The 25,902-nt window shown below is 39.5% G+C and carries 21 protein-coding genes; 8 read left to right on the top strand and 13 right to left on the bottom strand.

Translation table 11 applies throughout. The features are described from left to right. Nucleotides 1-143 precede the first annotated feature (143 nt). Nucleotides 144-2,414 (top strand): RelA/SpoT family protein, encoded by a 2,271-nt coding sequence (locus PL9214_RS15055; RefSeq protein WP_072719610.1) that lies wholly within the window; start codon nucleotides 144-146, stop codon nucleotides 2,412-2,414. Nucleotides 2,415-2,468: 54 nt separating this feature from the next. Here the strand turns inward: PL9214_RS15055 and PL9214_RS15050 are convergent, their stop codons facing one another. Next, nucleotides 2,469-2,933: an MEKHLA domain-containing protein gene (locus PL9214_RS15050; protein ID WP_072719609.1), complete on the bottom strand. Its 465-nt coding sequence runs from the start codon at nucleotides 2,931-2,933 to the stop codon at nucleotides 2,469-2,471. A gap of 81 nt (nucleotides 2,934-3,014) precedes the next feature. Between PL9214_RS15050 and PL9214_RS15045 the strand changes: the two genes are divergently transcribed. The 4 genes from PL9214_RS15045 to PL9214_RS30650 all read left to right on the top strand — a co-directional run bounded on the left by PL9214_RS15045 (nucleotide 3,015) and on the right by PL9214_RS30650 (nucleotide 6,487). Next, a complete protein-coding gene (locus PL9214_RS15045; RefSeq protein WP_072719608.1) occupies nucleotides 3,015-3,911 on the top strand; it encodes an alpha/beta fold hydrolase in 897 nt (298 codons plus the stop codon). Nucleotides 3,912-4,090: 179 nt separating this feature from the next. Further along, the gene (locus PL9214_RS15040) at nucleotides 4,091-5,308 is read left to right on the top strand and encodes a glycosyltransferase (protein WP_072719607.1); all 1,218 of its coding nucleotides are present in this window, start codon (nucleotides 4,091-4,093) and stop codon (nucleotides 5,306-5,308) included. Nucleotides 5,309-5,326: 18 nt separating this feature from the next. Further along, on the top strand, nucleotides 5,327-6,028 hold the full coding sequence (locus PL9214_RS15035) for a cyclase family protein (RefSeq protein ID WP_072719606.1): 702 nt from the start codon (nucleotides 5,327-5,329) through the stop codon (nucleotides 6,026-6,028). A 48-nt stretch (nucleotides 6,029-6,076) separates the two neighbouring features. Then, nucleotides 6,077-6,487, top strand: a complete 411-nt coding sequence (locus PL9214_RS30650) for a hypothetical protein (protein ID WP_139295063.1) — start codon at nucleotides 6,077-6,079, stop codon at nucleotides 6,485-6,487. On the opposite strand, the gene PL9214_RS15030 is transcribed toward PL9214_RS30650, so the two are convergent. After that, complete coding sequence (locus PL9214_RS15030) at nucleotides 6,408-6,863, bottom strand: NADPH-dependent FMN reductase (protein WP_083580042.1); 456 nt, start codon at nucleotides 6,861-6,863, stop codon at nucleotides 6,408-6,410. The genes PL9214_RS30650 and PL9214_RS15030 overlap by 80 nt on opposite strands. 228 nt (nucleotides 6,864-7,091) lie before the next feature. Between PL9214_RS15030 and ftsH the strand changes: the two genes are divergently transcribed. Continuing rightward, complete coding sequence (gene ftsH / locus PL9214_RS15025; protein ID WP_072719605.1) at nucleotides 7,092-8,993, top strand: ATP-dependent zinc metalloprotease FtsH; 1,902 nt, start codon at nucleotides 7,092-7,094, stop codon at nucleotides 8,991-8,993. Between the two features lie 101 nt (nucleotides 8,994-9,094). Here ftsH and PL9214_RS15020 read toward each other — a convergent pair whose 3' ends face one another. Continuing rightward, on the bottom strand, nucleotides 9,095-10,237 hold the full coding sequence (locus tag PL9214_RS15020) for a linear amide C-N hydrolase (RefSeq protein ID WP_072719604.1): 1,143 nt from the start codon (nucleotides 10,235-10,237) through the stop codon (nucleotides 9,095-9,097). A 445-nt stretch (nucleotides 10,238-10,682) separates the two neighbouring features. On the opposite strand from PL9214_RS15020, the gene PL9214_RS15015 reads away from it, so the two are divergent. Further along, nucleotides 10,683-11,060 (top strand): hypothetical protein, encoded by a 378-nt coding sequence (locus PL9214_RS15015; RefSeq protein WP_072719603.1) that lies wholly within the window; start codon nucleotides 10,683-10,685, stop codon nucleotides 11,058-11,060. On the opposite strand, the gene PL9214_RS15010 is transcribed toward PL9214_RS15015, so the two are convergent. From PL9214_RS15010 to PL9214_RS14995, 3 genes are all read right to left on the bottom strand, one after another. Next, a complete protein-coding gene (locus PL9214_RS15010) occupies nucleotides 11,057-13,114 on the bottom strand; it encodes an NAD(P)/FAD-dependent oxidoreductase (protein ID WP_072719602.1) in 2,058 nt (685 codons plus the stop codon). The two genes, PL9214_RS15015 and PL9214_RS15010, sit on opposite strands and share 4 nt — an antisense overlap. 318 nt (nucleotides 13,115-13,432) lie before the next feature. After that, nucleotides 13,433-15,328 (bottom strand): group II intron reverse transcriptase/maturase, encoded by a 1,896-nt coding sequence (gene ltrA / locus PL9214_RS15000; protein ID WP_072717411.1) that lies wholly within the window; start codon nucleotides 15,326-15,328, stop codon nucleotides 13,433-13,435. Nucleotides 15,329-16,073: 745 nt separating this feature from the next. Continuing rightward, on the bottom strand, nucleotides 16,074-17,189 hold the full coding sequence (locus tag PL9214_RS14995) for an RNA-guided endonuclease InsQ/TnpB family protein (protein ID WP_245824254.1): 1,116 nt from the start codon (nucleotides 17,187-17,189) through the stop codon (nucleotides 16,074-16,076). A gap of 187 nt (nucleotides 17,190-17,376) precedes the next feature. Here PL9214_RS14995 and PL9214_RS14990 point away from each other — a divergent pair, with 187 nt between their 5' ends. Then, nucleotides 17,377-18,795: an aldehyde dehydrogenase gene (locus tag PL9214_RS14990; RefSeq protein ID WP_281250336.1), complete on the top strand. Its 1,419-nt coding sequence runs from the start codon at nucleotides 17,377-17,379 to the stop codon at nucleotides 18,793-18,795. 106 nt (nucleotides 18,796-18,901) lie between these two features. Here the strand turns inward: PL9214_RS14990 and PL9214_RS14985 are convergent, their stop codons facing one another. The 7 genes from PL9214_RS14985 to PL9214_RS14955 form a co-directional block, all read right to left on the bottom strand. Continuing rightward, nucleotides 18,902-20,110 (bottom strand): 4-hydroxy-3-methylbut-2-enyl diphosphate reductase, encoded by a 1,209-nt coding sequence (locus PL9214_RS14985; RefSeq protein WP_072719599.1) that lies wholly within the window; start codon nucleotides 20,108-20,110, stop codon nucleotides 18,902-18,904. A 436-nt stretch (nucleotides 20,111-20,546) separates the two neighbouring features. Further along, nucleotides 20,547-21,332 (bottom strand): lipoate--protein ligase family protein, encoded by a 786-nt coding sequence (locus tag PL9214_RS14980; protein WP_072719598.1) that lies wholly within the window; start codon nucleotides 21,330-21,332, stop codon nucleotides 20,547-20,549. Then, on the bottom strand, nucleotides 21,301-21,777 hold the full coding sequence (locus PL9214_RS14975) for a YbjN domain-containing protein (RefSeq protein ID WP_072719597.1): 477 nt from the start codon (nucleotides 21,775-21,777) through the stop codon (nucleotides 21,301-21,303). The genes PL9214_RS14980 and PL9214_RS14975 overlap by 32 nt, the downstream gene beginning before the upstream one ends. 99 nt (nucleotides 21,778-21,876) lie before the next feature. Next, entirely contained in the window at nucleotides 21,877-22,938 is a 1,062-nt protein-coding gene (locus PL9214_RS14970) for a class I SAM-dependent methyltransferase (RefSeq protein ID WP_072719596.1), read from the bottom strand. A 126-nt stretch (nucleotides 22,939-23,064) separates the two neighbouring features. Next, on the bottom strand, nucleotides 23,065-23,718 hold the full coding sequence (locus PL9214_RS14965; RefSeq protein WP_072719595.1) for a hypothetical protein: 654 nt from the start codon (nucleotides 23,716-23,718) through the stop codon (nucleotides 23,065-23,067). Between the two features lie 163 nt (nucleotides 23,719-23,881). Beyond that, the gene (locus PL9214_RS14960) at nucleotides 23,882-24,232 is read right to left on the bottom strand and encodes an antibiotic biosynthesis monooxygenase (RefSeq protein ID WP_072719594.1); all 351 of its coding nucleotides are present in this window, start codon (nucleotides 24,230-24,232) and stop codon (nucleotides 23,882-23,884) included. A 427-nt stretch (nucleotides 24,233-24,659) separates the two neighbouring features. Continuing rightward, nucleotides 24,660-25,889 carry an RNA-guided endonuclease InsQ/TnpB family protein gene (locus tag PL9214_RS14955; protein WP_072719593.1) on the bottom strand — a complete coding sequence of 410 codons (1,230 nt, stop codon included), beginning with the start codon at nucleotides 25,887-25,889 and terminating at the stop codon, nucleotides 24,660-24,662. Nucleotides 25,890-25,902 lie beyond the last annotated feature (13 nt).

Below are 25,902 nucleotides of genomic sequence, written 5' to 3'. Positions count from 1 at the left end.
GCGGATAGTTGTAAATCAACTCCGTGAAACTTAACCGTTTCACCCGTTTGGATTTTCTCGTTTTTATTTGTATAAAAAAATACACAAGTCTCTGTCACGCCTGATTGTCTTATCAGTATTATTACCCTATAGGTGTAACTATCATGAATACTCAAATCCTTGCTAAAACTGACTTTGACTATGAATGTAGCATTCCTGACTGGCTACAACAGTGTATGGAGGTTTCTAGTTCTCTGGTAAAATCTGATACCTCGCCTTCTGCCAAGAATGATTTGATTGTGCGGGCTTTTCAGTTTGCCTATCAACTGCACCAAGGACAGTATCGCAAATCAGGAGAACCCTATATTAATCATCCCATTGCCGTAGCAGGGTTGCTGCGGTATTTAGGAGGAGATTCTGCCATGGTGGCGGCGGGTTTTCTCCATGACATTATTGAAGATACGGAGGTGACTCCAGAAGAACTAGAACAGCATTTTGGGGCAGAAGTGCGTCATCTGGTCGAGGGCGTCACTAAGCTGTCTAAATTTAACTTTTCTAACACTACAGAACGACAGGCTGAAAACTTCCGGCGAATGTTTTTAGCCATGGCGAAAGATATTCGTGTGATTGTGGTGAAACTCGCTGACCGACTTCATAATATGCGAACCCTAGATTTTCTTCCTGAACATAAACAGCGCAGTATTGCGTTAGAAACCCGTGAAATTTTTGCTCCCTTAGCCAATCGTTTAGGGATTGGTCGGTTTAAATGGGAATTAGAGGATTTATCCTTTAAATATTTAGAGCCCGAAGCTTACCAAAATATTAAAGAATTAGTCTCTGATCGTCGGGTAATTCGAGAAGAAAAATTAGCCGAACTTGCCCAGGTTTTGCGCGATAGACTAGAGAATGCAGGAATTAAATGTTATGAAGTCACGGGACGCCCCAAACATTTATATGGCATTTATAAAAAAATGCACCAAAGACAGAAACAATTTCATGAAATTTATGATATTGCGGCGTTACGAGTCATCGTTGAAACCAACGAGGAATGTTATCGTACCTTAGCCATTGTCCATGACGCTTTTCGCCCTATTCCTGGACGCTTTAAAGATTATATTGGATTGCCCAAACCTAATCGGTATCAGTCCCTACATACTGGGGTGATTGGCAATACGGGAAGACCCGTTGAGGTACAAATTCGGACAGTAGAAATGCACCATATTGCCGAATATGGGATTGCAGCCCATTGGAAGTACAAAGAAAAAGGAAATTCTAATGGGGGCCAAGTCACAGGAATGGATGACAAATTCACCTGGTTACGGCAATTATTAGAATGGCATAGTGATTTAAAAGATGCCAAAGAATATCTCGAAAGCGTTAAAAGCAATTTAGAGTTTGATGATGTTTATGTGTTTACTCCCGAAGGAGATGTGATGGCATTAACTCATGGGGCGACCCCCGTTGACTTTGCCTATCGTATCCATAGTGAAGTGGGAAATCATTGTAAAGGAGCAAAAGTTAATGATCGCATTGTTCCCTTAGATACGCCTTTAAAAAATGGGGATATTGTGGAAATATTAACCCAGAAAAATATTCGCCCTAGTTTAGATTGGTTGAATTTTGTTAAAACCAGTGCGGCTAAAAACCGAATTCGTCAGTGGTATAAGCGATCGCATCGAGACGAAAATATTGCACGGGGACGAGAATTATTAGAAAAAGAAATGGGCAAAAATGGCTTTGAATCCTTGCTCAAATCTGAACCGATGCTTTCTGTTTCTAAGCGATGTAATTATCATAGTGTGGATGATTTATTAGCTGCCTTGGGTTATGGAGAAATCACCTTAAATTTAGTGGTGAATCGTTTGCGAGATGTGGTGAAATCCCAAAGCCAAGTTCAACCGGCTTCTCAAGAACTCACCACCACTTCTTTACAAGTTCCTAATCTTTCTCCTCCTTGTCCTCTTCCCTCTTCTTCTCCGAGTAATTCTCCAATTATGGGCGTTGAAGGCTTACTCTATCATATTGCTGGGTGTTGTAATCCCATTCCAGGAGAACCGATTATCGGGGTTGTGACTCGAACTAAGGGGATTTCTATTCATCAGCAAGGATGTTCTAATACCGCAACGGTAGAAGGAGAACGGTTAGTTCCTGTCGGTTGGAATCCGAACTATCAAAGTGGTGGTCGTCCTCAAACCTATGCGGTGAATATTTCCATTGAAGTGTTAGATCGAGTAGGCGTTTTGAATGATATTTTATCCCGCTTGAAAGATAATAATATTAACGTTTGTAGCGCCCAAGTAAAAACTTTTCCTGATGCACCTGCGTTGATTGAATTAGGAATTGAAATTTGCGATCGCGAACAATTTGAACGCACTTGTACCCAAGTTAAAAACATTAGCGATGTGTTGACATTACGTCGAATTAATAGTAAATAAAACCGCAGTTTGATCAAAACCCTGGTTTCTTCAAGAAACCGGGGTTTTAGTCAACTATAAAAACGTATATTGAGAAGAAACCGCAGCTTGTCCACAGCGTTGATTGTCTTCATCTAAAAGATTCCAGATTAATACATCTTGAATTAAAAAACGTTTGCGGCTACTTGAAATTCTCACGCCTTGATAATTTCTCACAAATCCCTTAGCTTCCGTTTCAGCTAATAAACGATTTCGGGCTTCCTGTACCATCGGTTCAGCCGTTTTTCGAGAAGGCATTTGGGTTAATTCTTCCCAGGTTAATTCCCAAAGTTCTAAGGCTTTTTGATTGCCATAATTAAGAATTGGATCAGGTTCAATTCCATGAGAAACTAACACAAATGGCGCATAAAATAATGCTTTTGCAACCGCTTCAGGTGTTCCTTGAACGTCTAACAAGGTTTCTCCTGTCCAATATTGATAACTCCTCAACAGACGTTGAGTATGCAAAATAATCGTGTCTTGTTTCCAAGGTTTAATCATCGGATTTATAACGAGGTTCAGCTAAGGTTTTCTATCAAATTCAACTATTATAGAAACATAGCGTTTACAAATCTTCATAAAATGACAACAACGACCCCCGCCAAAACAACAACCCTGTTTGATTCCCTCACCTGGGTCTGGAAAGGACATCAAATTCACTACACCGTCGCAGGAAGTGGACAACCTTTAGTCCTGATTCATGGGTTTGGCGCATCCATTGGACATTGGCGTCAGAATATTCCCGTTTTAGCCGAGGGAGGGTATCAAGTTTTTACGTTAGATTTATTAGGATTTGGTGCTTCTGCGAAACCTAACCTTGATTATAGTTTAAATTTATGGCAAGAATTACTAACGGATTTTTGGGCTGAAAAAATTCAGCAACCTGCCATTTTTATTGGGAATTCGATTGGAGCATTATTGAGTTTAATGATTGTTGCTCATCATCCTGAAATTTCCTCTGGTGCTGTTTTATTAAATTGTGCAGGAGGGTTAAATCATCGTCCAGAAGAATTAAATTTACCGTTGCGGATGGTGATGGGATTCTTTACAAAATTGGTGAGTCATCCAATTATAGGGCCGTTTGTGTTTAATCAAATTCGACAAAAACACCGAATTCGCAATACATTGAAACAAGTTTATGGCAATAAAGCCGCAATTACAGATGAATTAGTTGAGTTATTATATGCTCCTTCTAATGATATCGGTGCTCAACAAGTTTTTGCATCGATTTTAACGGCTCCTCCTGGCCCCCATCCTTCGGAATTATTACCTCAAATTCAACATCCTTTATTAATTATTTGGGGAGAAGCTGACCCTTGGACACCGATTACAGGGGCAAAAATTTATCAAGATTTAGCCGATATTAATCCATCTGTTCAGTTTATTTCGATTCCGAATACTGGTCACTGTCCCCATGATGAACGTCCTGAACAAGTTAATACCATTATTTTGAATTGGTTAAACCAATGCGGGATATGATGGTTTGATGTTTAGGATGGGCGAAAAAATTCTGTAGGGGTGGCTTCTTTTCTAACCTAGATAGCTAGAGGGTTTGAAAACCAAACCCCTACAATAAAATTTATATTAAAATAGATTTAAAATTGCTTTATATAGGTTATATTACACGATATTATAAATAAATTCATCAATCAATTATTATGGGAATCGGAAACTACCAACGGCAAAAGCAATATTTTAATACCGATCAAATTTATAAACCCTTAGAAGAAATTTATGTAGATTTAGATAGCTGGACAAACGAGATTTTTGAGTTGGAATCAGGACGCTATGAAAACGTAAATTTTTCGATCATCCTGCCACCTTTAATGTATGAAGGTCAATTTATTAAAGGATTATATTTTAGTGAATCTGTTGATTTATTAAATAAAGTTTTACCTCAACTTTCTGATACATTCTTTTCAATTGCTGATTCTCTCTGGTGTTCCTACCCCTGGTCAAATACGGCGGATGGTTATTTTACCTTATATGATAATCCATCCCGTGAAACATGGTTTAGAAAAACCGACCCACAACGAGCAAATAAAATTTTAATTCCAGCTTCTCATTCTGATTTTATTCATGAATATTTAATTGCTCCTCAGCCTTTTACCGTTAAAGATATTGATGTTTTATGCGTATCTCGATTATCTCCTGTCAATAATCTCCCTATCATTGCTGAGGCGTTAAAGATTTACAAAAAAAAATATAATAAACTTTTAAAAACAATATTTATTTTAGAAGATGATTTTGATCCAAACTCTATTCATAAACTCAGTAGCGAAGCACAATTAGAATGGCAAAAAGTTAAAAATATTTTAGTGAATCCTTTAGATTATATTCAGATTATTTCTCAGGTTGACTATTATCAAGAAAGACCGCTTTATTATTCTCGCTCTAAAATTTACCTTATAGGTTCTCTTTTAGATGGAAAAAATAGCAGTCTTGCGGAAGCAATGAGTTGTAATACTCCGGTTATTTGTTTCCAAGCCTTTAATCAATATGCTAGAGGTCAAGCTCAAATTTTCCCTCAAGGTTCAGGGTTTTTATCAGAATTTGATGCTGAATCTTTAGCCGATACGTTACATACGGCTAAAGATAATTTAACGACTTTTAAACCTCGGCTGAATTATTTAAAATATCAAGGTCGAAAACATTTTTTTAATACTTGTTTAGATTACTTTTCCCATTATTTTAGCACGATTCCTGATTATGAGCAAGGACAAGCTTATCATAATTTATGGTTAGATTTAGCAATTCAACACAATTATCAAATTAGTCTCCATGATTTTTTGTATGGACGTTCACCGCGATCGCAAATTCAAGGATTAGTTAATATTTATAAAACCATCAACCAATGGATTAAAATTCAATCATAAAAGTTAGTCATTAGAATCATGAAAACGATTAACTATAGTAGAATTATTGATTTAAGCCATAAGATTCATCCGAATATTCCATTATGGCCTGGTGATCCTGCTGTTCAGTTTGAAACGGTGGCAGATTTTTCAACATCCGGTTATTATTTAAGACAGTTTTCGATGGGAGAACATAGCGGTACTCATCTCAATTCCCCTCAAAGTTTTTATCCAGCAGGAATGGGAGTGGAGCACTATTCTCCTGAGTCTTGTATTCTTCCCGCAGTGGTGATTGATATTCGCGAAAAAGCTATCTTAAATCCTGATTCAATTTTAACTGTAAACGATATTGAAAGATGGGAGAGTCAGCATCATCTTATTCCCGAAAATAGTATAGTTTTACTCTATACTGGATGGCAAGAAAAATGGCATGATCCGGCTGCTTTTTTAAATCTTGATGAACAGGGAAAACCCCACTTTCCAGGGTTTGGAGGTGAAGCGATTCAATTTTTAACTCAACAGCGAAAGATTCGGGGAGTTGGTATTGATAGTCATGGCGTTGATCCGGGTTTTGATGATAGTTTTACAACCAATAAACTAATTTTAAAAAACAACGGTTTTGTGTTAGAAAATCTGACAAATCTTAATCAAATTCCCCCCACAGGAATTACTTTGATCCTAGGAATTATAAAGCTTACAGGTGGTTCTGGATCACCTGTTTCTGTGTTAGCCTTAATTTAAACTTCCGTGATAGTGCTTTTTATTAACTATTAATTCGGAAATTATATTATGAGTCTTGATATTAGCACAATGTCCGTCATGGTCAGTGCAGCATCTATTTTACAATCTATTACCCTGATCTTTTTCTTCTTCCTGGCGAAGCAATATCAAGGAATTGGAATTTATGCGATTGGAACTGTATTATCAGCCATTGGGTTTTTAATTTTTCCGATTCGTCCCCTTTTTATCAATCAAGAAACAATTTTATTGAATCTTCGTTTCTTAGGAAATTCATTGATCGTTTTCTCTCAAATATTATATACCATTGGCATTATTAAGTTTTTGAATCAAAAAATTAATTCTTTCAAGCTCTTTATCAAGCCAAGCAAAATGGTAGAAATCAGGTTGTTAAAAAGGCTTTCCAGGCTTGTCCAATGGCAACTTGCTCAGGAATTACCCACGCATGAACCCATCGCATAATCACTCGTAAATCATTGAGGGCATTGCTATTTGATTGACCCCCTAAGACACTGATTAAACCAACAACTTTATCTTCTAAATGTTCAAAACTCATCAAATCTAAGGCATTTTTTAACACACCACTGACACTACCATGATATTCAGGTGTTGCTAAAATTAAACCGTCTGCCTGTTTAACGGTTTCTTGCAGTTTTTCCACATCAGGATAGTCGGGATAGTGATCTTCACCGTTGCAAAAGGGGAGATTCAGCGATCGCAAATCCAAGATTTCCACCTCTACACCCAACACTTCGACTCGTTTCGCCACTTCCATCAGTGCTTGATAACTATGGGAACCCAGACGCAAACTGCCTGCGAGTCCTACGATTTTAACCATAATGGGAATCTCCTAATTCTATAATGTACTCATAATGACTTCGCTTAATTAAACAATAGCATAGCTAAATCAAAACGGATACAGAAACTGGGTTTCTTCAGTCGTCAACCGCTCATCCCAACGTCTGAGCGTTAAACTAGATTTACATCCCCACTTGTCTTAACAGTTGGGAGCGTAGCAACAGGAAAAGGTAGAGTCGATATGAAGAGGTCTTGGATCAAAATCGGGATGGGATGGTTAGATGCTAAACAGATCATCCCCCAAAAAACCATCATCGCCAAACGACTAGGGCGAATTTTGGGCAGTTGGATGATGGCCCAGGGGCTACTCTTGGGAACTCCCGCCTTCGCCAATAACACCCCAAAAACCCTAACCTACAGTCAACTGTTGCAGAAAATTGAGGCTGGGGAAGTCCAAAAAATTGAAGAAGATCCCTCGCGACAAATGGCGAAAGTCACCTTGAAGGGAGACAAAGATAAAAAGCCATCGTCAGTGTATTGGGTTTCTCTGTTTGAACAAAACCCGGAATTAATGCGGGAAATTCGGGCGAATAATGTTGAGTATGAAGTTAGCCCTACGGCTGATAATAGTGCAGCCATGGGGTTAATTGTCAATATGCTAATTATTTTTGGCGTATTGGCATTTTTATTAATGATTCTGCGACGGTCTACCCAAGCATCGGGCCAAGCGATGAATTTTGGCAAATCCAGGGCGAGATTCCAAATGGAAGCCAAAACCGGCATATTATTTGAGGATGTAGCCGGGGTTGAAGAAGCCAAGGAAGAACTGCAAGAAGTCGTTACCTTCCTGAAGCAACCGGAAAGGTTTACAGCCATTGGGGCGAAAATTCCCAGGGGGGTGTTGTTAATTGGGCCACCGGGAACCGGAAAAACCCTCTTAGCCAAAGCCATTGCTGGGGAAGCTGGAGTTCCCTTTTTCAGCATCTCTGGGTCAGAATTTGTGGAGATGTTTGTTGGAGTCGGTGCTTCACGGGTGAGAGATTTATTTAGAAAAGCCAAGGAAAATTCCCCTTGTTTAATTTTTATTGATGAAATTGATGCGGTCGGACGTCAACGGGGTGCGGGAATTGGGGGGGGAAATGATGAACGAGAACAAACCCTGAACCAATTATTAACAGAAATGGATGGGTTTGAAGGCAATACGGGAATTATTGTCATTGCTGCTACCAACCGTCCTGATGTTTTAGATGCGGCGTTATTACGTCCGGGTCGATTTGATCGACAGGTGATGGTGGATTTACCGAGTTTTAATGGTCGCTTAGGAATTCTTAAAGTTCACGCTCGCAATAAGAAGTTATCCGAAGAGGTTTCTTTAGATGCGATCGCCCGTCGTACCCCTGGATTATCCGGTGCAGATTTAGCCAATTTACTCAATGAAGCGGCTATTTTAACCGCCCGACGGCGCAAAGAAGCCATTACACCTTTAGAAATTGATGATGCCATTGATCGGATTACCATTGGGTTAGCGTTAACGCCATTATTAGATAGTAAGAAAAAACGTTTGATTGCCTATCATGAAATCGGACACGCTTTATTAATGACATTGTTGAAAAATTCCGATCCCTTAAATAAAGTCACCATTATTCCCCGTTCTGGAGGCATTGGGGGCTTTGCTCAACAAATGTTCAATGAAGAAATGGTCGATAGTGGCTTATATACAAAATCCTGGTTAATTGATCGAATTACCATTTGTTTGGGAGGACGAGCCGCTGAAATGGAAGTTTTTGGGGATGCGGAAGTTACCAATGGCGCCACGAGCGATATCCAAACCGTGACTAATTTAGCACGGGAAATGATCACCCATTATGGAATGTCAGATTTAGGATTAGTAGCCTTAGAAAGTCCATCGGGAGAGGTGTTTTTAGGGCGAGGATTTCCCTCTCAATCCGAATATTCTGAAGAAGTCGCCACCCAAATTGATCACCTGATTCGATCTCTAGCCAGTGAATGTTATGAACAGGCGCGAGCAATTATTCGGGAACATAGAATGCTCATTGATCAGTTAGTGGAATTATTGTTAGAGGTGGAAACCTTAGATGGTGAACAATTCCGACAACTGGTTGCTGAAAAAACTCCCCTTCCAAAGCGTCAGTTAGCAACCAGAAGTTAACTTTATCGGGTTGTTTTCTTACTTCTGGAACACTGATTTAACCTCTCCCCTAGCTCTTCTGTTACTAGGAAAGCAGCTTAGGGGCAGAGGTGATACTAATACTAACCTATTGTTTGGATAGTCTCTTGACCCGCTATCGAGAATCTCTCAATCTTGAAACTGCGATCCTTATGTACGTTCAGATCCACCATCCGGATCTGACTGTTCTCATAAGTACGAAAATAGTATTGTTTCAGTTGGAGGTCACTCGCGCTTGTCCAGAGTGTGTAATCTGCTGGGACAAGGGTTGTTCCTGTTTCCTCTACGATATGTTCATGTTCACGAGCCACACCCTTCGGAATATCGAAGTTGTTGAGGATATGAAACGCCTGTAAAATTGCGTCTTTACCTGTGGCTGCGTGAAAAGATTCTCCCTCTCCCTTGTCATTGTATCCCTGACTGAATGCTTCACTGACTGATTGACTATATGCCACGGCTCTTACGAAGCGTGAAGGGGGTGTAAAATCACCTGGTATTCCGAGCATTCCCGAACCCTGTCCGAATGGAGATAGCTGAACTGACCCTAGTTTGAAACCAGAAACATTTGTGAACGAGAAATTCACATAGTTCCGTAGGTTGGTCATGTGCCAATCAAAAGTTGGTGAGTTAGTAATCACGCCTAGTGGGTTGTCGTGGACATTGAGTTTGCCACCAACATATTCGATCACGATGCTTTGACCCGATGCGTCGTGTACAACGAAATGAACAGTAGGTGAAGCGTTGGGGTCGAATTGCGCGAATATTACTCCAGGCACGACAATATCTTTGATTGCAGTCTTAACCTGATCTACAGTCTCGAAATTCTCTAATATCCAAGAACCTACTTCCCAGGGAGCTATGGTATTCTCTGCATCAGAACGGCTATAGGGCATATATTCAGCAAAGCCTGGGAAGTAAAACAAACCAATAGCCAGACCCACTTCATTGAATCCATCAATAATCAACGGTAAACCAAGGGCGGACATTCCGACACTGGCATATTTACTCTTCCATTTTTTACCGGGTAAAGGAGGTTCTTCTGCCATAGCGGGGGTACTTCCTACCCGTTCATAGCCTCTGGGAACCACAATGATATCGGATAAAATATCAACAGCAAACTCCAGTGTTCGTGCATGAACTACGGTTTTATCGGCTGCTATTAGGCGAATTCCAGTACACATTTTTGTTGTTGTCCAGTGTTTATGATTAAGCAGGTTAAATACCATTTCCTGCGATGCGATTATTCTACATACGTCTTTTGGGAATTAATCCATTCCAGAATTTGAAGGCTACAATTTCACTGAAATAAGGCTACAATTTCACTGAAATAGGGAACATTTTAATCGACTTTCAATTATTTTAAATATAAAAAAGGCTACAATTTTACGGAAATAGAGAACATTTTAACGGAGAAGCGGTTGGTATATCTATTAGACTGCATAACTTAGCCCCCCAGCCCCAACCATTTTCCCCTAGAGGAGGAACTAGCCCTGGAAGATTTAGGGAGATCTGAACTGAACTTTTCTATCCTTTTTTGTAGGAATCTCTATCCCCAGAGAGACGAGTAAAAACCTGAAATCCTGAACTTATCCCTATCGACAAACGAGGAAGTTATAGAACAAGCTAGGAAGAAAGGTACTTCTACAAGAATTTTAGATTGGAGGATAACTCATGCTGATTCCCATCCCTTTAACTCCCTCATCAACGGCACAAAACCCTTGGGAACAGGATCTTAAACGCCATCTAAGATCGCATCCTTTACCCACCTCTACGGGTTACACGTCTCCAGGGACAAACTATTACTCATTGCTTAAGAAAAAATATCGAAACTGTACCTTTAGCAGTCAACCTCAACCTGAAGAATTAGAAGTTTATTTAGGTTGGACGACCAGTGATGTGATTTCAGAAATGCGAGATTTAGGGTATAACGTTAGCCTAAATATCCCCCAAAGTATAATCTCTTTTGATCTCGGGTTTGGACGTTTAAACTTCCATTTTGAACCGGAGAAATCTATGATTGATTCCGTCGAGTTTCACCCCGAAATTTAAGAAACCCTGAGTTTTAATGTTGTGAAATGGGGGGCTTGGGGTTTCCCCATCCCGTCAGTTAAAGCATAACTGGTTGTTAATAACCACATCCAAAGTTTAGGATATCGAGGTTCTAACCAAGGTTGAATTTGACGAGTGAAATTGGGAAGCCAACCGAAAAGAAAACTCAGCACAGACAACACCATAAATTGCATAAAATTCTTTGTCCAGCGTACTACTTCCCCAAAGCTTACAAAGTCTAAAATCCACAATAATAATAAAGGATTCATGCGGGCAGCTTTTAAGGCTAACCGGGTAAATATCCACCAAGTTGTCCGATCTTTAATAAAGGTTTCTGCAATGTCTTGAGGTTCAGTGGCTAAAATCCCAAAAAAGGTATTTAAAATTGAGTTAATTTTTTCGGGCGGTAAATATTTTCCTGTGGGAACCATCATTCCTTTAGAAAATAACCACGTTACAGAAATATTGGTTTGATAGGCTCGAATTTTATCTAACCAATCTGCGGTTAATAAATCATGCTTTAAAGCCGTATTTAATAAATCCGTTAATCGAGATAAATTTCGGACTAAAGAGCCAAATCCAGTAAAGACTAACGGAGATTGTAAAGAAGCTGCATCTCCAATTAAAATTAATCGATCAAAACTAACTTTTCGATCGCTACTTCCGGTACTAAAATGCCCCGGAATATAGCCAAACGTCGCTTTTTTCCAGACTAATTGATCCAGATCACATCGACGATATTCGGGTAAAATGGTAAAAAAGTCTTCATACATTTCTAATAGGGAACCGGGGTTTGTTGGATTGACTTGATGATAGTGAAATAGATAAAAGGTTAATTCATTTCCCGCCCCTGGAAACAGTTCCCAAATTAACTGTCTTCCCCGTGAAATATCCCCATGAGTATTTAAAACATCTCCTAATGTGGAATCCCAAACCCCCGGTTCAAACCCGCCATCAATCACCGCCCCAACGGTCGGACAAACACTATCAAACGCTCGTCCTCCGTTCAATTGCCAAGCAATGGGGGAAGCCGTTCCCATCGCATCGACTAATAAACGGGCAGTGGCGTTGCGTTGGGTTTGGGTGGGAAGATGGAGACATTGAATATTAACTAAATTCGGATGAATATCGGCTTTTAAAAATTCTGTCTCATCCCAAATTTCTCCTCCAGCTTGTTTAAGTTTCTCCCCAGATAATTTAAGTAATACATCTGCATTTAAAGCAATATTTAACACCCTAGGCGTATGTAGAATTTGAGCTTTAGCAATGTCAGGATTATAAGCATCAAAAAACTTATGAAATCCGTCTTTATATTCTCTGGCGATAAAACTTTCAATCTCGGTTTGAGTAAATAATCCTAAATCTGTTAAACTTTTTAACTCACTGCGAGAAATATTCCATTCTCGGTTCATCCGACCAAAGGGCAACCGTTCAATTAATAATACTTTATAACCTAATCTTGCCATTACAGCAGCATGAATGACTCCTAATGCGCCCCCAATATAAATTAAGTCATACTCAGGGGAATTGGATTCCTGGGATGTTTCCGTCTTAAAGATAACTTGTTGAGGCGTTTGTGGATTTCTCACCCCTTCTCGCCAACGTTTTTCCCACCAATAAACCCGTTGGAGATCAAATTCTCCATTGGGCATTTTTTTAAAGTATTTGACCGTTAAGGGATAATCCTTTTCTAAGGCTTCAAAAATGGATTGTTCGGATAAATTAATCTCTGGGGGTTCAGGATATTGATAAGGAAATTTTATTCTAAGTTCAGTTTCTAAACGCTTTAAAAACTTCTGTTCCTGCGCTTTGGGAGGTTGACCTACTCGAAAGACTTTTAAATAGGTGGTGCGTTGAACTGACCAAACAAAGGTTGAAAGTTCACTCCATTCTGTTGTATTTTGATCAGGCTGGGAAAATCGCAACCGAAACCCATCGGGAGTAATAATTTTTTCTCCCACTTCTGCTTGAAAGTTTTGTTGCAACCAAGTACAAACCTGTTGAGTATCGGGAGTGGGAACTTCAAGATATAAAATTTCTTTTAGGTTTGCCATTTTTCAAGGAAACAGGGAACAGGGAACAGGGAACAGCAATTGACTGTAAGCAGTGAAAGGGTTTGCTGGATTTAGAATTGTCAAACACCTTAATGGGTAGCACTATAGATCAAGTTGTACCTTGACATCCGCCCCGGCGTGAACGCAAGGGGATTCCATCTATTTTAGCAGATCAAATATTGACAACTGCTTAAATACTGGACGGGTTGACGCTTCAGTGAGATGTGCTTTCTTCACAGAAAGTAGAAGAGTCGAGGGAGATGTTACCATCTTCCCCCTCTCGTCCGAAACCGTGCGTGAAACTTTCATCTCACACGGCTACTCAATGGTGTTTCCTTTTGTCATAGGACTTCCTGACCGTTTTATTCTTGAAATGTTGGGATTATCATTGTTACATTCCCACTCGTATTTATCCCATTCTTGAGATAGTGTTGAGCGAAATATAGAGCATTCTTTCATCCTAATTTCTTTAAGGTCAATTGCGGTCTTTTTATCGTGACAGTGCCGATGTAATAGTTGTAAATTTATGTGTTCATCCTTTCCGCCGAGGGTTTTAGGAATGATGTGGTCAACTTCCATTACATCCCAGTTTTGGAAACTTAATCCGCACTCCTGACATTTACCCTTTTGTCGCTTAAGCAACTTAGCCGTCCGACTCGGCAATTCAGGGTGTGTCCCTAGTCTTGAACTCCAGTAAATTAAATCGCCGTCGAATGGGCTTTTATCGCCTTTAACTTTGACGTACTCAGTGCTACTGCTGCCGAATTCTGAGTGTCTAAGTAACCGAAGGGGGTTCGCTTTCCCTTCATTGGTTGCGAATATCCAATTGTTATTGCCGATGCTTGTCCAATATAACTTGTGACCATCATTGATATTTCCGCATCGGCGTTTTGCCCATCGTCGAAGTTTCAGGTATGTGAGTTTATCTTGTTTTGATAATTCTCCGACTGTTTGTGCGTCTGAGAAGTGGAAGTAAGAAGTCCATCCCCTTATTACAGGGTTGAGGTCTTGAATTAATGCTGCCTGTGGGCTTGACCTGTGTTTTTTGATGATTCTTCTAATTTCTTCTTGGTGTACCTTACTCGCCTTCTTCGTTGGGGTGATGAGTGTTATAAAACCTAATATTCTACCTTCTGCACTTTTTCTGCTTCGATATTTACCAGCAGGGTATTGTTGAATATGATGTCCTAAGAAATCAAATCCAGCTTTACCATCCTCACTTAGCTCTGGTTGGAGTGTATGAGTTAGCCTCGTTTTCTCAGGTTTTAATTCAAGTCCAATGTCAGATAACCATTCCGAGATTATTTCTCGACATCTTTGGATAACGGATTTATCTTTATGAATACAGACGAAATCATCGGCATATCGAATAAAGCTAAGACTTTTAACTTTATCCCGTTTGGAATAATGTCGTCCTCCCCGATATATCATTTTTAGGGTTTTGATATATTCGTTGAGTTTGTTTTCTAATCCGTGAAGGGCAATATTTGCCAGCAGAGGGCTAATTACCCCCCCTTGTGGCGTACCCTCAGATGTAGCAGTAAAAGCCCCTTGGTCTATGACTCCAGAGGAGAGCCAGGATTTGATTTGTTGTCTGACTTTTCCTTTGATGTTTATTTTCTGGAGTAGGGCTGAATGGTTGATGCGGTCAAAGCATTTTGATATATCAGCATCAAGCACGAATTTGGCTTGATTTTGGATGCTGTTCTTTATCTGCCATATCGCATCATGACATGACCTTCCGGGTCTAAAACCAAAGCTGTTTGGCTCAAATATTGCCTCCCATTCTGGCTCTAAGGCAGCTTTTACTACTGCTTGCAAGGCTCGGTCGTACATTGTGGGTATTCCTAATGGTCTTTTCTCATCTGTTCCAGGTTTTGGAATCCATACCCTACGAGTTGGTTTAGATTTTCCTGTTATTTTGAGTTGACCTACGAGGCTCATACGTTCTTTGGGGTTCAGAGCTTTCACTCCGTCCACTCCTGCCGTTTTCTTGCCTTGATTTTCTTGTGTGACCCGACGAACCGATAAAACCCTGTTAGACCAAGACCTCATCAACGTTCTTTGGAGTTTGCGGACTCGTTTGACATCGCCACAACGGGAAGCAGCATAGATGTTCTTTTGCAACTTGAAAACGTATCTTTCGACTTTACGCCAATCGATTTCGTCCCATCCCTTAGTATTCGGATTTGAATCTAAATTAGGCTTATTCATTGCTACTTGTTCCTCTAGCTTTAACACATTGCGGTTCACGTCTGCTTATCTAGGAAATTACTCCATCCCTTTTCAGGCATTACCCGTTATTTCGGGTTTAGCATTTGCTTCTTGAACCATCTCAACTCCCTTAGCGTCTGGCTTGACTGCCTACCTAGTTAACCGACCTAACTAGGAGCGTTCAGGAGGTTATTTCGTTCCTACTATCCATTGATTGAGTCTTTAGGGCGTGTCTTTCCACCGGGGGTTTAGGAAGTGCGCTATCTCGGTGTCAGAAACCTGATAGTCCTTATCCTTGTCGGCTATTTCCGACCCAAGAGGTAGGGTATTCCTACGAGCTTATATCCCTTGGTGAGAGATTTCGATGGTTCAACAACACTTTGTCTGTTCTACCCATAGACTCCTGCTAACAGTAGGTGCTTTCAGCTATTACCACCTATTCCTGTCTTCACCCCCGCTTTACGGATTTGATAGTCAGTCTCTCCCGTAGGGGCTACCAAGTTGATTTGGTAGGTTGTGTGCTTTCAATCCCGCACTAGGACGATAGGGCTTGGTTTATTTTGGATTAGGTTATGATGTTGGTGTAATCCTTCATCTTTCCCATTTTTTCCCCTAGCTATCTAGGCTAATGCTCGGCTAGGTTTCTTCACCTATATGGATATGTAAGTTGTCATCAGTAGAGGATTTTAAAGTGCGAACTCAACATAATTGTTACTCTACTGAAGCCAGTCATCCCTAAGTATTTCTACTTATTTCGACTGAACGAATCGCACCTGACCTTCTCTCCACGTCCGTTTAAAGTCTCCGAAAGTCCTCCGGCGACTAAAATATTGTTTGCGGCGTTAATATCTCGGTCATGAGATTTACCACAATTTAAACAAGTCCACTCTCTAATATTTAATTCTTTTTTACCCCCGCGAAAACCGCAGTCCGAACAAATTTGAGAAGTGGGAATCCATCTATCGATGACTCGAAAATCACGTCCGTACATAACAGATTTGGCTTCTAGCATCGTTCTAAAATACTGCCAACCTAAATCTGAAATAGCACGGGCTAGTTTCCGGTTTTTCATCATTCCTGAAACGTTTAAGTCTTCCAAAACTATCGTTTGATTTTCACGAATAATCCGGGTTGACAACTGATGAAGAAAATCGGTTCTGGTATCAGAAATCTTAGCGTGAAGTCTAGCTAGTTTCTTTCTAGTAATTTCCCTTCTTTTGCTGCCTTTCTGTTTTATTGACAAATTCCGTTGTAATCTCCTTAAACGCTTTAAGTGTTTCTTTAAAGGTTGAGGAGATTTAATCTTTTCACCGTTGCTTAATGTCGCAAAATCAGTAATTCCTAAATCGATTCCTACGGAATTTTGATTTTCAGGTAAGGGTTGAGGATTAAACTCAACAACAAAACTCACAAAATACCTGTCAGAACTATCCTTAATTAAGGTAGCACTGGAAGGCGTTGCGGGTAATTCTCTACTCCAGACTACTTTAATCTCACCAATTTTAGCAATGTAAATGTAATCTGAATTAGGGTAGAGTTTAAAACCGTTATCCATAAATCTAGCTGATTGCTTAGATTTACGCTTTTTAAACTGGGGAGGTTTAACTTTCTTGCCTTTTCTTTGTCCGTTGCAGGATTGGAAAAAGTTGGAGTAAGCTTGTTCTAAATCTCTCAAAGACTGTTGCAAAGGAATAGAAGAAACTTCTGTTAACCATTGCTTTTCAGTGGTCTTTTTGAGTTCTGTTAGCCTTTTAGAAAGTTCCTTGCTATTAGGTTTTTTGTGACCCGCACGGTATTGTTCTTTACAGTAAGCCAAGGCATCGTTAAAAACGACCCGACAACAACCAAACAATTGAGACATTAGCCTCTTTTGTTGGTCTGTTGGGTAGATTCTGTATCGATATCTTAGCTTCATGATCTGCGATTAAAATCTTATTCTTCAGTATACACTACAATTGAATCAAAAGCCGTCCTAGAAGACCTTGCCCTGAGCGTTCGACTGAACTCACGCCGAAGTCCTGTCGAAGGGACGGGGTTTTAAACCCAAAATTTTCGATAAAAGGGGATCAGGGAAATTTGGAGAGGTAAAAATGACTGAAAAAACTGCTATTCAAAGTTTAATCCAGCAACAACGAGACTTTTTTGCGACGGGACAAACCCAGGATATCCAGTTTCGTCTCGAAAAACTTTATCGGTTAAAACAAGTGATCGCAGACCATGAAACGGCTATTATTAACGCAGTCAAAGCGGATTTAGGCCGTCCTGATCTGGAAGCTTATTTTGAACTGGCTCCCGTTGCTGAAATTAATTATGCCATTAAACATCTCAAATCTTGGGTTAAACCACAAAAAGTTACCCCATCTTTAAGTCAATTTCCTGCTTCAACATGGATTTATCCTCAACCGTTAGGAGTTGTATTAATTATAGCTCCTTGGAATTATCCGTTTCAACTGCTTATTTCTCCTTTGGTTGGGGCGATCACTGCTGGCAATTGTGCAATTTTAAAACCATCAGAAATTAGTCAAAATACATCTAAAATTATTAGTGAAATTATTAATAAAAATTTTAATTCTGAATATATTACTGTCGTTGAAGGCGGGGTGGAAACCAGTCAAGAGTTATTAGCTGAAAAGTTGGATCATATTTTCTTTACTGGAGGGGCAAAAGTAGGAAAAATTTTGTTAGAATCAGCCGCTAAATATTTAACACCTGTAACCTTAGAGTTGGGTGGAAAAAGCCCTTGTATTGTGGATGAGGAGATTCAATTAGATTATACAGCAAAACGGATTATTTGGGGAAAATTTGTGAATGCAGGTCAAACTTGTATCGCCCCAGATTATTTGCTGGTAGATTCTCGGATTAAATCAGAATTAATCACAGCAATGCAACAATCTATTCAAAGTTTTTTTGGGGATAATCCCGCCATTAGCCCTGATTATGCTCGAATCATTAACCGTTTCCATTTTAACCGATTACAGGAATTTTTAAAAGTAGGTAAAATCATTACAGGCGGTGAAAGTAACTCCGAAACTCAATATATTTCCCCCACGATTATTGATCAAGTATCTTGGGATGATCCAGTTATGCAAGAGGAAATTTTTGGGCCGATTTTACCCATTTTGGAGTATGATGATTTAGGAGATGCGATCGCTCAAATTAACAGCCGTCCCAAACCCTTAGCTTTATATTTATTTTCTCAAAATAAAGACAAACAAAACCGCATTTTACAAGAAACTTCATCAGGAACTCTGTGTTTAAATGACACGTTATTACAGTTTAGTAGTCGAACTTTGCCTTTTGGGGGAGTAGGACAGAGTGGGATGGGAAGTTCTCACGGAAAAGCTACGTTTGATCGATTTTCCCATTATCGTAGTGTGTTAAAACAAACCTTTTTATTTGATTTACCTTTACGTTATGCACCTTATAAAGGCAAGGAATGGTTAATGAAAAAATTATTATTAATGTAATCGAAACTATGGTCTAGTAGAGACGCGCTATGTAGAGACGCGCCATGGCACGTCTCTACAGGATAGGAATGCGTAGCAAACATTTAAGAATTACTATTGTTAAGGTTTAACCCTGAACACTAGAAAGTTGCTGGGCAAAAATCTTTTCAATGACTTCTTCAACGACTTTATCAGGAGTAGACGCACCAGACGTAATTCCAACTAAAATTTCACCCTCTGGAAGCCAATTTTCTTGAATTTCTAAAAGCTTTCCTAACGGTTTATGTTCAATACGATTATCAGTTAAAATGCGTTCTGAACAATCAATATGATAAGATGGAATTCCTTTTTCGACAGACATTTCTTGTAAATGGGTCGTATTAGAAGAATTAAATCCACCGATAACCACCATTAAATCCAAGGGGTCATCTAATATACCAATCATTGCATCTTGGCGTTCTTGGGTCGCATCACAAATGGTATTAAAACTTTGGAAATGTTGATTTAAGTTATCGGGGCCATATTTTTTCATCATCGTATGTTCTAAAAGTTTTCCGATTTGTTCGGTTTCACTTTTTAACATTGTTGTTTGGTTAGCAATACCAATTTGGACTAAATCTTGGTCGGGATCAAAACCTTCGGAACAAGCACGACTAAATTTTGCTAAAAACTCCTCACGGTTGCCCCCATTCAGAATATAATTCGAGACATATTCTGCTTCTTTATAATTCAAAACAATTAAATATTTATCTGCAAAAGAACTGGTGGCGACGGTTTCTTCATGGCTATATTTTCCATGAATAATTGAGGTGTAATCTCTCTTTTTATGTTTCTCAACGGTATTCCAAACTTTAGAAACCCAAGGGCAAGTTGTATCGACAATTTTACAGCCTTTTTCATTCAAGATTTGCATTTCTTGAACACTTGCCCCAAAAGCGGGTAATATCACCACATCCCCAGAATTGACCACTGAAAAATCCTTATTCCCATTTTCTACCGGAATAAACTCAACTTTCATATCCTGTAAATGTTGATTTACAGAAGGATTATGAATAATTTCATTGGTAATCCAAATATTTTCGGTGGGGAAATGCTGGCGAGTTTCATAGGCCATTGCCACCGCTCGTTCTACACCCCAACAAAACCCAAAAGATTGAGCCATTTTAATGGTAACATTACCGCGTTTAATAATATAGTTATTGTCTCGAATTTCTTGAATTAAAGAACTTTGATAAGCAGATTGCATGACATTCGCCACTTCTTCTTCATGACCAAAGCCCTTACGATGATAGCTTTCTGACTGTTGTAATGAACGTCTAAATGCTTTTGTATCCATCTTTTTTTATCTTTAACTCAGATGCGTTTGTTATTATTGACACACCTCGCCCTATAAGTGCGAGGATTCTTTAGAAGGAGATAACCCGATGGTCATTGCTCGAACCACAACTCCCAAAACCCTTCTTAGGCGTGTTCTAGTGTCGTGCGACAGGCGATGCCAATTGCCTCTACTCTCTCGCCCCGAAGGGTCTGAGCCTACTTTTAAGTCGTTTTTCACTCACTCGCTTAATCGTTTCTGCTTGTGGGGGCTAGAACTAGAGTGTCAACACCGGTTCAACCATTTCGGTTAAACGCCCTTTAACTAGAGCGTCCCACCACTGGGAATCTCACCCGTCAATTAAGGTCATCGTGGCTTTAATTATTCTAATCCTAGTTCAAATTAATGCAAAGCCTAACTAGAAGTTAGGGGTTTCTACCCAAAATTTTCGATGATTTTAAACTACCTGGGGGCTAACTTTCCAAGAGGTTGAATACTGCTGTACAATTGTCTCTAATTCCAGATCCGAAAGGGGTTCTATTACCCATTCCACCCCAAAACAACGACTAGCCGCCATCGCTAAAGCTTCGATAACCGTTGGAATTAAGCTATCTGGTGAAGCGACTGAGGTTAAAGTGGGTGTAGGCATTTCCAAACCAAATACTTGACGAAATAATTCTGCATCGGGGGTTAACCGGATTGACCCGTGTTGTAAAATGGTTCCATTCCCCCTCAGTTGAGCGCTCCCAATTAATTTGATGCCATCGGATAAGACTAAATCGGTGCTAGTGGCAGTGGCGAAACAGTTCGGGTTGTGAATGTATCCTCGTCCCCCACAACCATAATGTAGTTCAATGCCGAGCGATCGCCATCCTTCGATTAAAAATTGGCATAATATTTCATAAGCTACCTTGCGATTTTCGGGCAATCCAGAGGTAATCACCCCATAGGTTAAATCTCCCTGATGTAAAACAGCCCTGCCTCCCGTTGGACGTCTGACTAAGGGTAACGGTTGATTTTCCCAGGTTAATTGTTGCCAATGTTGCGGCCATTTTTTTTGATGATAGCCTAAAGAAATCGTTGCCGTTTCCCACACATAAAACCGCAAAGTCGAGGGATGTTGACCTTGCTGATGTTGTTGAAATAACCAATGGTCAATTGCCATTTGCAGATGTCCCGATGCCTTCAATACGGGAATTAAACGCCAAACTTTAGACTCCGAATTCCGCTTGTAATTGATCATCGTTATTATCAGCAACCGTCGCTACAATCGTAATAATTCGAGAGATTTCACTCGCAGAAATATCCGCTAATGTCCGACTGGATAAAACCACAACTTGATCATTAACAATGGCAAAATGGGATTCTAAAGTTGATAACCAGTTCATTTCTAATAATCTTCGCATTAACTGGTCTTCGTTTTTCACTGGGAATTTCAGTACAGAGGCCCAAACTCTGAGGGTGTCTTCATCGGTTTCTCCGGTGAGTTGGACAAACACTTCGACACTCCCATATTCAAACTGCCAAACCTTACCCGCTTCGGACGTTGCTACCATCACCTTTTGGTCTTCAGCTAACCCAGCGAGAACCGCTTCAATTTCGTCTGACGGTTTGACGGTCGCCATGGCATCTTCAATCAGTTCGTCGTTCGTTTCAGTGGTTAACGGGGCTTGTTCTGTACTTGTCATAAACTGTTACTCGCGTTTAGTTAAATTGTATCCTAAATCGCCCTCCCCTTGCTAAGGAGAGGGTTAGGTGAAGTCAAAAGGGTTGTGTCAACTCCACCTTTAAACCGATTTATGGGCAATCCAATATTTACTGGCAAAATGGTTTTGAGTGGTAATATTTTGGAATCCTGCCTTTTCCAAACGTTCGACTAAATCATCCCTAATATAATGATTATAATAGGGTTCATGCAAGGTTTTAGGAAAGTTTTCCATTAGGGGTGTCAAATCGGGATAATCCGAAATTTGCATAGAATCACAAATAATAAAAATGCCTCCGGGTTTGATGATTCGGAAACATTCATCGATTACCTTTTGACGAACATTAGCGGGTAATTCATGGAATAAAAAAACGGAGGTAACACCATGAAAGAAATCATCACAAAAGGGTAACTCTTCAGCATTGGCTTGAATGAGTTGGGGTAACTCTTGGGGAATTTCCGATAAAAGTTGATTGGCTTTTCGTAAATAAGCCGGAGATAAATCCACACCAAATAAGGAAGCTTTGGGTAACATCGCCCGAATATTTTTCAGGGTTCGACCTGTTCCACAGGCAACATCTAACACTCGAATTTGTTTTTCAGGAATATCATTAAATGCGTTTAATCCTGTTTTTAAAGGGGCAAGAACCCGGCGACGCATGGCATCTGCACCCCCATAAAATAAAATTTCTACCTGCAAATCGTATAAATTTGCGGACATCTCACTCAAATATCCATCGGTTTGATGATGGAAGTTCTGCACATAATAACTCGGATATCCTTCTATATCAATATTAGCAGAAAAATCTTGATGTTGTTTTTGATTTGCCCGTTTTCTGCGTTCAGGTAGCTCTAATAAAATGCTCGGATAGTAATGAAAGAAATCCTCCCAGGGATTATCAAATAAAATAGAAACGGGATACACCCCTTTTTCAGCATCTTTCCAGTCTGTTTCGATAATTTCATTCAACAACTGTCGGATTTTTAACAGAATTTCAGGACTCAGGGGTTCGGTTTTCCGCTCAGGAGAAATGGGATTAATCCAGTTCAGCAGTTGATGGGTTAGGGTACTATGAGCTACGCTAAAATAGCTTTTTCCCTGCTGAAATGCTTGGTAGGTTAATTTGGTGAGTGGGTCAGTCATGGTTCAAGATGAGATAGATGTAACGGGTTTTTCTGTCTTATTAAGTATTGTAATATTTTGCTTAAAAATTGCAACTTTGGGTTGAGATTGGTTCTGGGATTAGATGAGATTAAAGGCGATCGCTTATTAAATATTAGAGTAATCATTCCGAATTTGCTGTAACGTTTGATAGAATTTTTGAGCATGAATCCATCCCACATAACCCGCAAAACAACAATTTCCTGAAGAATCAAGGACAAAAACATGATCAACCCCTGCCAAGTTTTTCCAAATATTAATTTTAAATTTATTCTTTAGAAGAATATAAGGAGTAGAATATTGAACATCTTTAGAATTAGCTGAGGTCATCCCTGGAATATTTTCTAAACGACTAATAATTTTTAAAAGTTCTTTGTCAGGCTGATCAGGATTATTTTTGCTATGATCAATATCAATATTGAGTTCAATTTGAGCAACGGTATATTCACGGGAACCGAGAATCACACCGCCACTTTGATTATAAGTTCCTCGTAATTTTCCATCAATATAAAGTTCAAAACGTCCACACCAATCTTGATTAAATAACCCTCTGCGGATTCGTTCTATAAGCGGATAGGTCTTAATCATTAAGTTTAATAAATTAACTCCTTCTTGTAACGCAGAAGAAATATTAATTTTTGTCCCCGTTACCCAAGAAAAATAATGTTCATTAACAGTAATATAAGCTTGATCTCGACCTTCAATTAAGCGAACTTCGATTAAACTGGTATTCAGGGCCGAAAGTTTAATCATTGATTCCATAATTCACCTCAATTGTAGGGTGTATAAGTGCAGTGTAGGCTATTCATAAGGCATTATACAATTAATAAATCCCATCTTTAATCTTAAAAACCCGCAGGCGCGGGTTTGGTGTGTGTTACCACAGATTTTAATCGGTTTAAAAAGTCGAAACCGATCAAAAATTTTATCGCAATAACGCTTCTGCAAGTTGCTCTAAACGAATAGCACTGCTCACTTCATAAAACGATGTCGTGGGTGCTTTGACAAATAAAGTTGCCATTTCATTCATAATAGATTGATAGGCTTCTGTTTGATTATCAGAGACATCCATATCGCCAATATCTTCCCAAAAAATAATGGCAATTCCTTTATCGGTTCCCGGCTCTTGAAGTAAGTAAGCCCCTTGAAAGCCTTGTTTATAAGTGGCTACGGCTTTTTCAAATAATGTTTGAGCTTCTTTAAATTTACCCGGTTTGAATTCACCGATAGCAACGTAGGCAACTTTTCGTCTTAGAAAATCCTGAAATTCAGACATAAGTTAAGGGATGTAATAAACGATAATTTTTCCAGAGATTCTATATCTGGTGTTTCGGCCTGTTGATGAAGGGACTCAGGTTTCACTCTTGACCATCACCGTAAACCGGAGAAAATAGGCTAAGGGGAACTAAAAAATTTTGACGACTGTTCCCGACCTCACAGGCTGAGTCAAATAGCAAATTGTTCAGGCTGTATTCTTCGGGGAAAGAGGATAGCAAATGGTATTTTTTTGGTAAAATAGTCACTTGAAATCCAGTCTTATACAAAAAAATCAATAGAAAGCCCCTCTATTTCCCAAAAGTGAACCAAAAATGAGGTACTCTCCGACAGGAAGAATTGATCACCCTTGCACGCTCTTGGGATGCAGATTCAACCTTTAACAATTTTACCAGTTTAATCCCAAAAAATTATAGAAAATAAGTGAACTACCCAAACTTCTCTACGAGTAAGTGTGGGCTTCTAGCATCAACGGGGATAGCATCAGAAGAAACAGAAGTTTTTTCTGATGGCTGACATCCCCTCAGACTAGCAGTATCGCTGGTTCCCAACGATAAAATCCGCTTGGCTTCAGTTTTGATATTGATTGCAGCGTTGATATCACGGTCATGAGTTGTTTGACAATGTTCGCAAGTCCAGCTTCTAATATCCAGTGGTAAACTACCCACTTGATTTAGACAGACGCTACAAGTCTTAGAAGACGGGAAAAACCGATCAATTTCGATATAGGTTTTCCCTTCTTTTTCAGCTTTATATTTGAGCATTGTGCCAAACATTCCCCAACCACAATCACTAATTACTTTAGCTAACTTATGGTTTTTAACCATATTTTTAACTCCCAGATCTTCCACAGCAAGTACAGACGTGCCATGGCACGTCTCTACGTTTTCGTTGACTATCTTGCGGGATAGCTTGTGTAGAAAATCTTCTCGGCAACGAGCGATTTTAGCGTGGACTTTAGCGACTTTTAATCGTGCCTTTTGTCTACTGTTACTGGCTTTTTGTTTACGAGATAATTTTTGTTGTTTTCGTTTTAAATTCTGTTGATGTTTGACAAAATGCTTGGGATTACTATATTTATCTCCATCACTGGTAATCGCAAAGTGGGTCAATCCTAAATCAATCCCAATTGCTTTCCCGTTAGTTGACAAGTTAGGTGTTTCCTTGCCATCATCGACCAAGATGGATGCGTAGTATTTCCCATCACGATTCTTTGAGATGGTAACAGTTTTGATTGTTGCCTCAATTTCTCGATGACGACGACAATAAATCAACCCAATCTTACCCGGTAATTTTAGGTAATCCCCTTCAAATTTAACGTTTTGAGGATAACTGATTGATTGTCTACCATGTTTGGATTTGAATTGAGGTAATCTAGCCCGTTTTTCAAAGAAATTTTTGTAAGCAACAGACAAGTTAAGAGCGACAACTTGTAAACATTGGGAGTAAGCCTCTTTCAACCAAGGATATTCCTTCTTCAGTTGAGGTAACAATCCTTGAATTGCTTTTCTTGATAACCCTTTTCCTGTTGTTTTGTAGGTTCCTTGACACAAATTCAGAGCATAATTCCAATACCATCTTGCACAACCAAAGCTTTTGGCTAAGGCAATCTGCTGTTCAAGTGTTGGATAGATTCGGAACTTATACCCTTGAAACATTATCGCTTTCAAA

Source organism: Planktothrix tepida PCC 9214, assembly GCF_900009145.1.
Lineage (GTDB): Bacteria > Cyanobacteriota > Cyanobacteriia > Cyanobacteriales > Microcoleaceae > Planktothrix > Planktothrix tepida.
This window is presented reverse-complemented; position numbering and strand designations above follow the sequence as displayed.

What these genes read in the sequence shown, in the direction of transcription:
- PL9214_RS15055 (WP_072719610.1), top strand. Translation starts at nt 144, where the DNA reads ATGAATACTCAAATCCTTGCTAAAACTGACTTTGACTATGAATGTAGC.
- PL9214_RS15050 (WP_072719609.1), bottom strand. Translation starts at nt 2,933, where the DNA reads ATGATTAAACCTTGGAAACAAGACACGATTATTTTGCATACTCAACGT.
- PL9214_RS15045 (WP_072719608.1), top strand. Translation starts at nt 3,015, where the DNA reads ATGACAACAACGACCCCCGCCAAAACAACAACCCTGTTTGATTCCCTC.
- PL9214_RS15040 (WP_072719607.1), top strand. Translation starts at nt 4,091, where the DNA reads ATGGGAATCGGAAACTACCAACGGCAAAAGCAATATTTTAATACCGAT.
- PL9214_RS15035 (WP_072719606.1), top strand. Translation starts at nt 5,327, where the DNA reads ATGAAAACGATTAACTATAGTAGAATTATTGATTTAAGCCATAAGATT.
- PL9214_RS30650 (WP_139295063.1), top strand. Translation starts at nt 6,077, where the DNA reads ATGAGTCTTGATATTAGCACAATGTCCGTCATGGTCAGTGCAGCATCT.
- PL9214_RS15030 (WP_083580042.1), bottom strand. Translation starts at nt 6,863, where the DNA reads ATGGTTAAAATCGTAGGACTCGCAGGCAGTTTGCGTCTGGGTTCCCAT.
- ftsH (WP_072719605.1), top strand. Translation starts at nt 7,092, where the DNA reads ATGGGATGGTTAGATGCTAAACAGATCATCCCCCAAAAAACCATCATC.
- PL9214_RS15020 (WP_072719604.1), bottom strand. Translation starts at nt 10,237, where the DNA reads ATGGTATTTAACCTGCTTAATCATAAACACTGGACAACAACAAAAATG.
- PL9214_RS15015 (WP_072719603.1), top strand. Translation starts at nt 10,683, where the DNA reads ATGCTGATTCCCATCCCTTTAACTCCCTCATCAACGGCACAAAACCCT.
- PL9214_RS15010 (WP_072719602.1), bottom strand. Translation starts at nt 13,114, where the DNA reads ATGGCAAACCTAAAAGAAATTTTATATCTTGAAGTTCCCACTCCCGAT.
- ltrA (WP_072717411.1), bottom strand. Translation starts at nt 15,328, where the DNA reads ATGAATAAGCCTAATTTAGATTCAAATCCGAATACTAAGGGATGGGAC.
- PL9214_RS14995 (WP_245824254.1), bottom strand. Translation starts at nt 17,189, where the DNA reads ATGTCTCAATTGTTTGGTTGTTGTCGGGTCGTTTTTAACGATGCCTTG.
- PL9214_RS14985 (WP_072719599.1), bottom strand. Translation starts at nt 20,110, where the DNA reads ATGGATACAAAAGCATTTAGACGTTCATTACAACAGTCAGAAAGCTAT.
- PL9214_RS14980 (WP_072719598.1), bottom strand. Translation starts at nt 21,332, where the DNA reads ATGATCAATTACAAGCGGAATTCGGAGTCTAAAGTTTGGCGTTTAATT.
- PL9214_RS14975 (WP_072719597.1), bottom strand. Translation starts at nt 21,777, where the DNA reads ATGACAAGTACAGAACAAGCCCCGTTAACCACTGAAACGAACGACGAA.
- PL9214_RS14970 (WP_072719596.1), bottom strand. Translation starts at nt 22,938, where the DNA reads ATGACTGACCCACTCACCAAATTAACCTACCAAGCATTTCAGCAGGGA.
- PL9214_RS14965 (WP_072719595.1), bottom strand. Translation starts at nt 23,718, where the DNA reads ATGGAATCAATGATTAAACTTTCGGCCCTGAATACCAGTTTAATCGAA.
- PL9214_RS14960 (WP_072719594.1), bottom strand. Translation starts at nt 24,232, where the DNA reads ATGTCTGAATTTCAGGATTTTCTAAGACGAAAAGTTGCCTACGTTGCT.
- PL9214_RS14955 (WP_072719593.1), bottom strand. Translation starts at nt 25,889, where the DNA reads ATGTTTCAAGGGTATAAGTTCCGAATCTATCCAACACTTGAACAGCAG.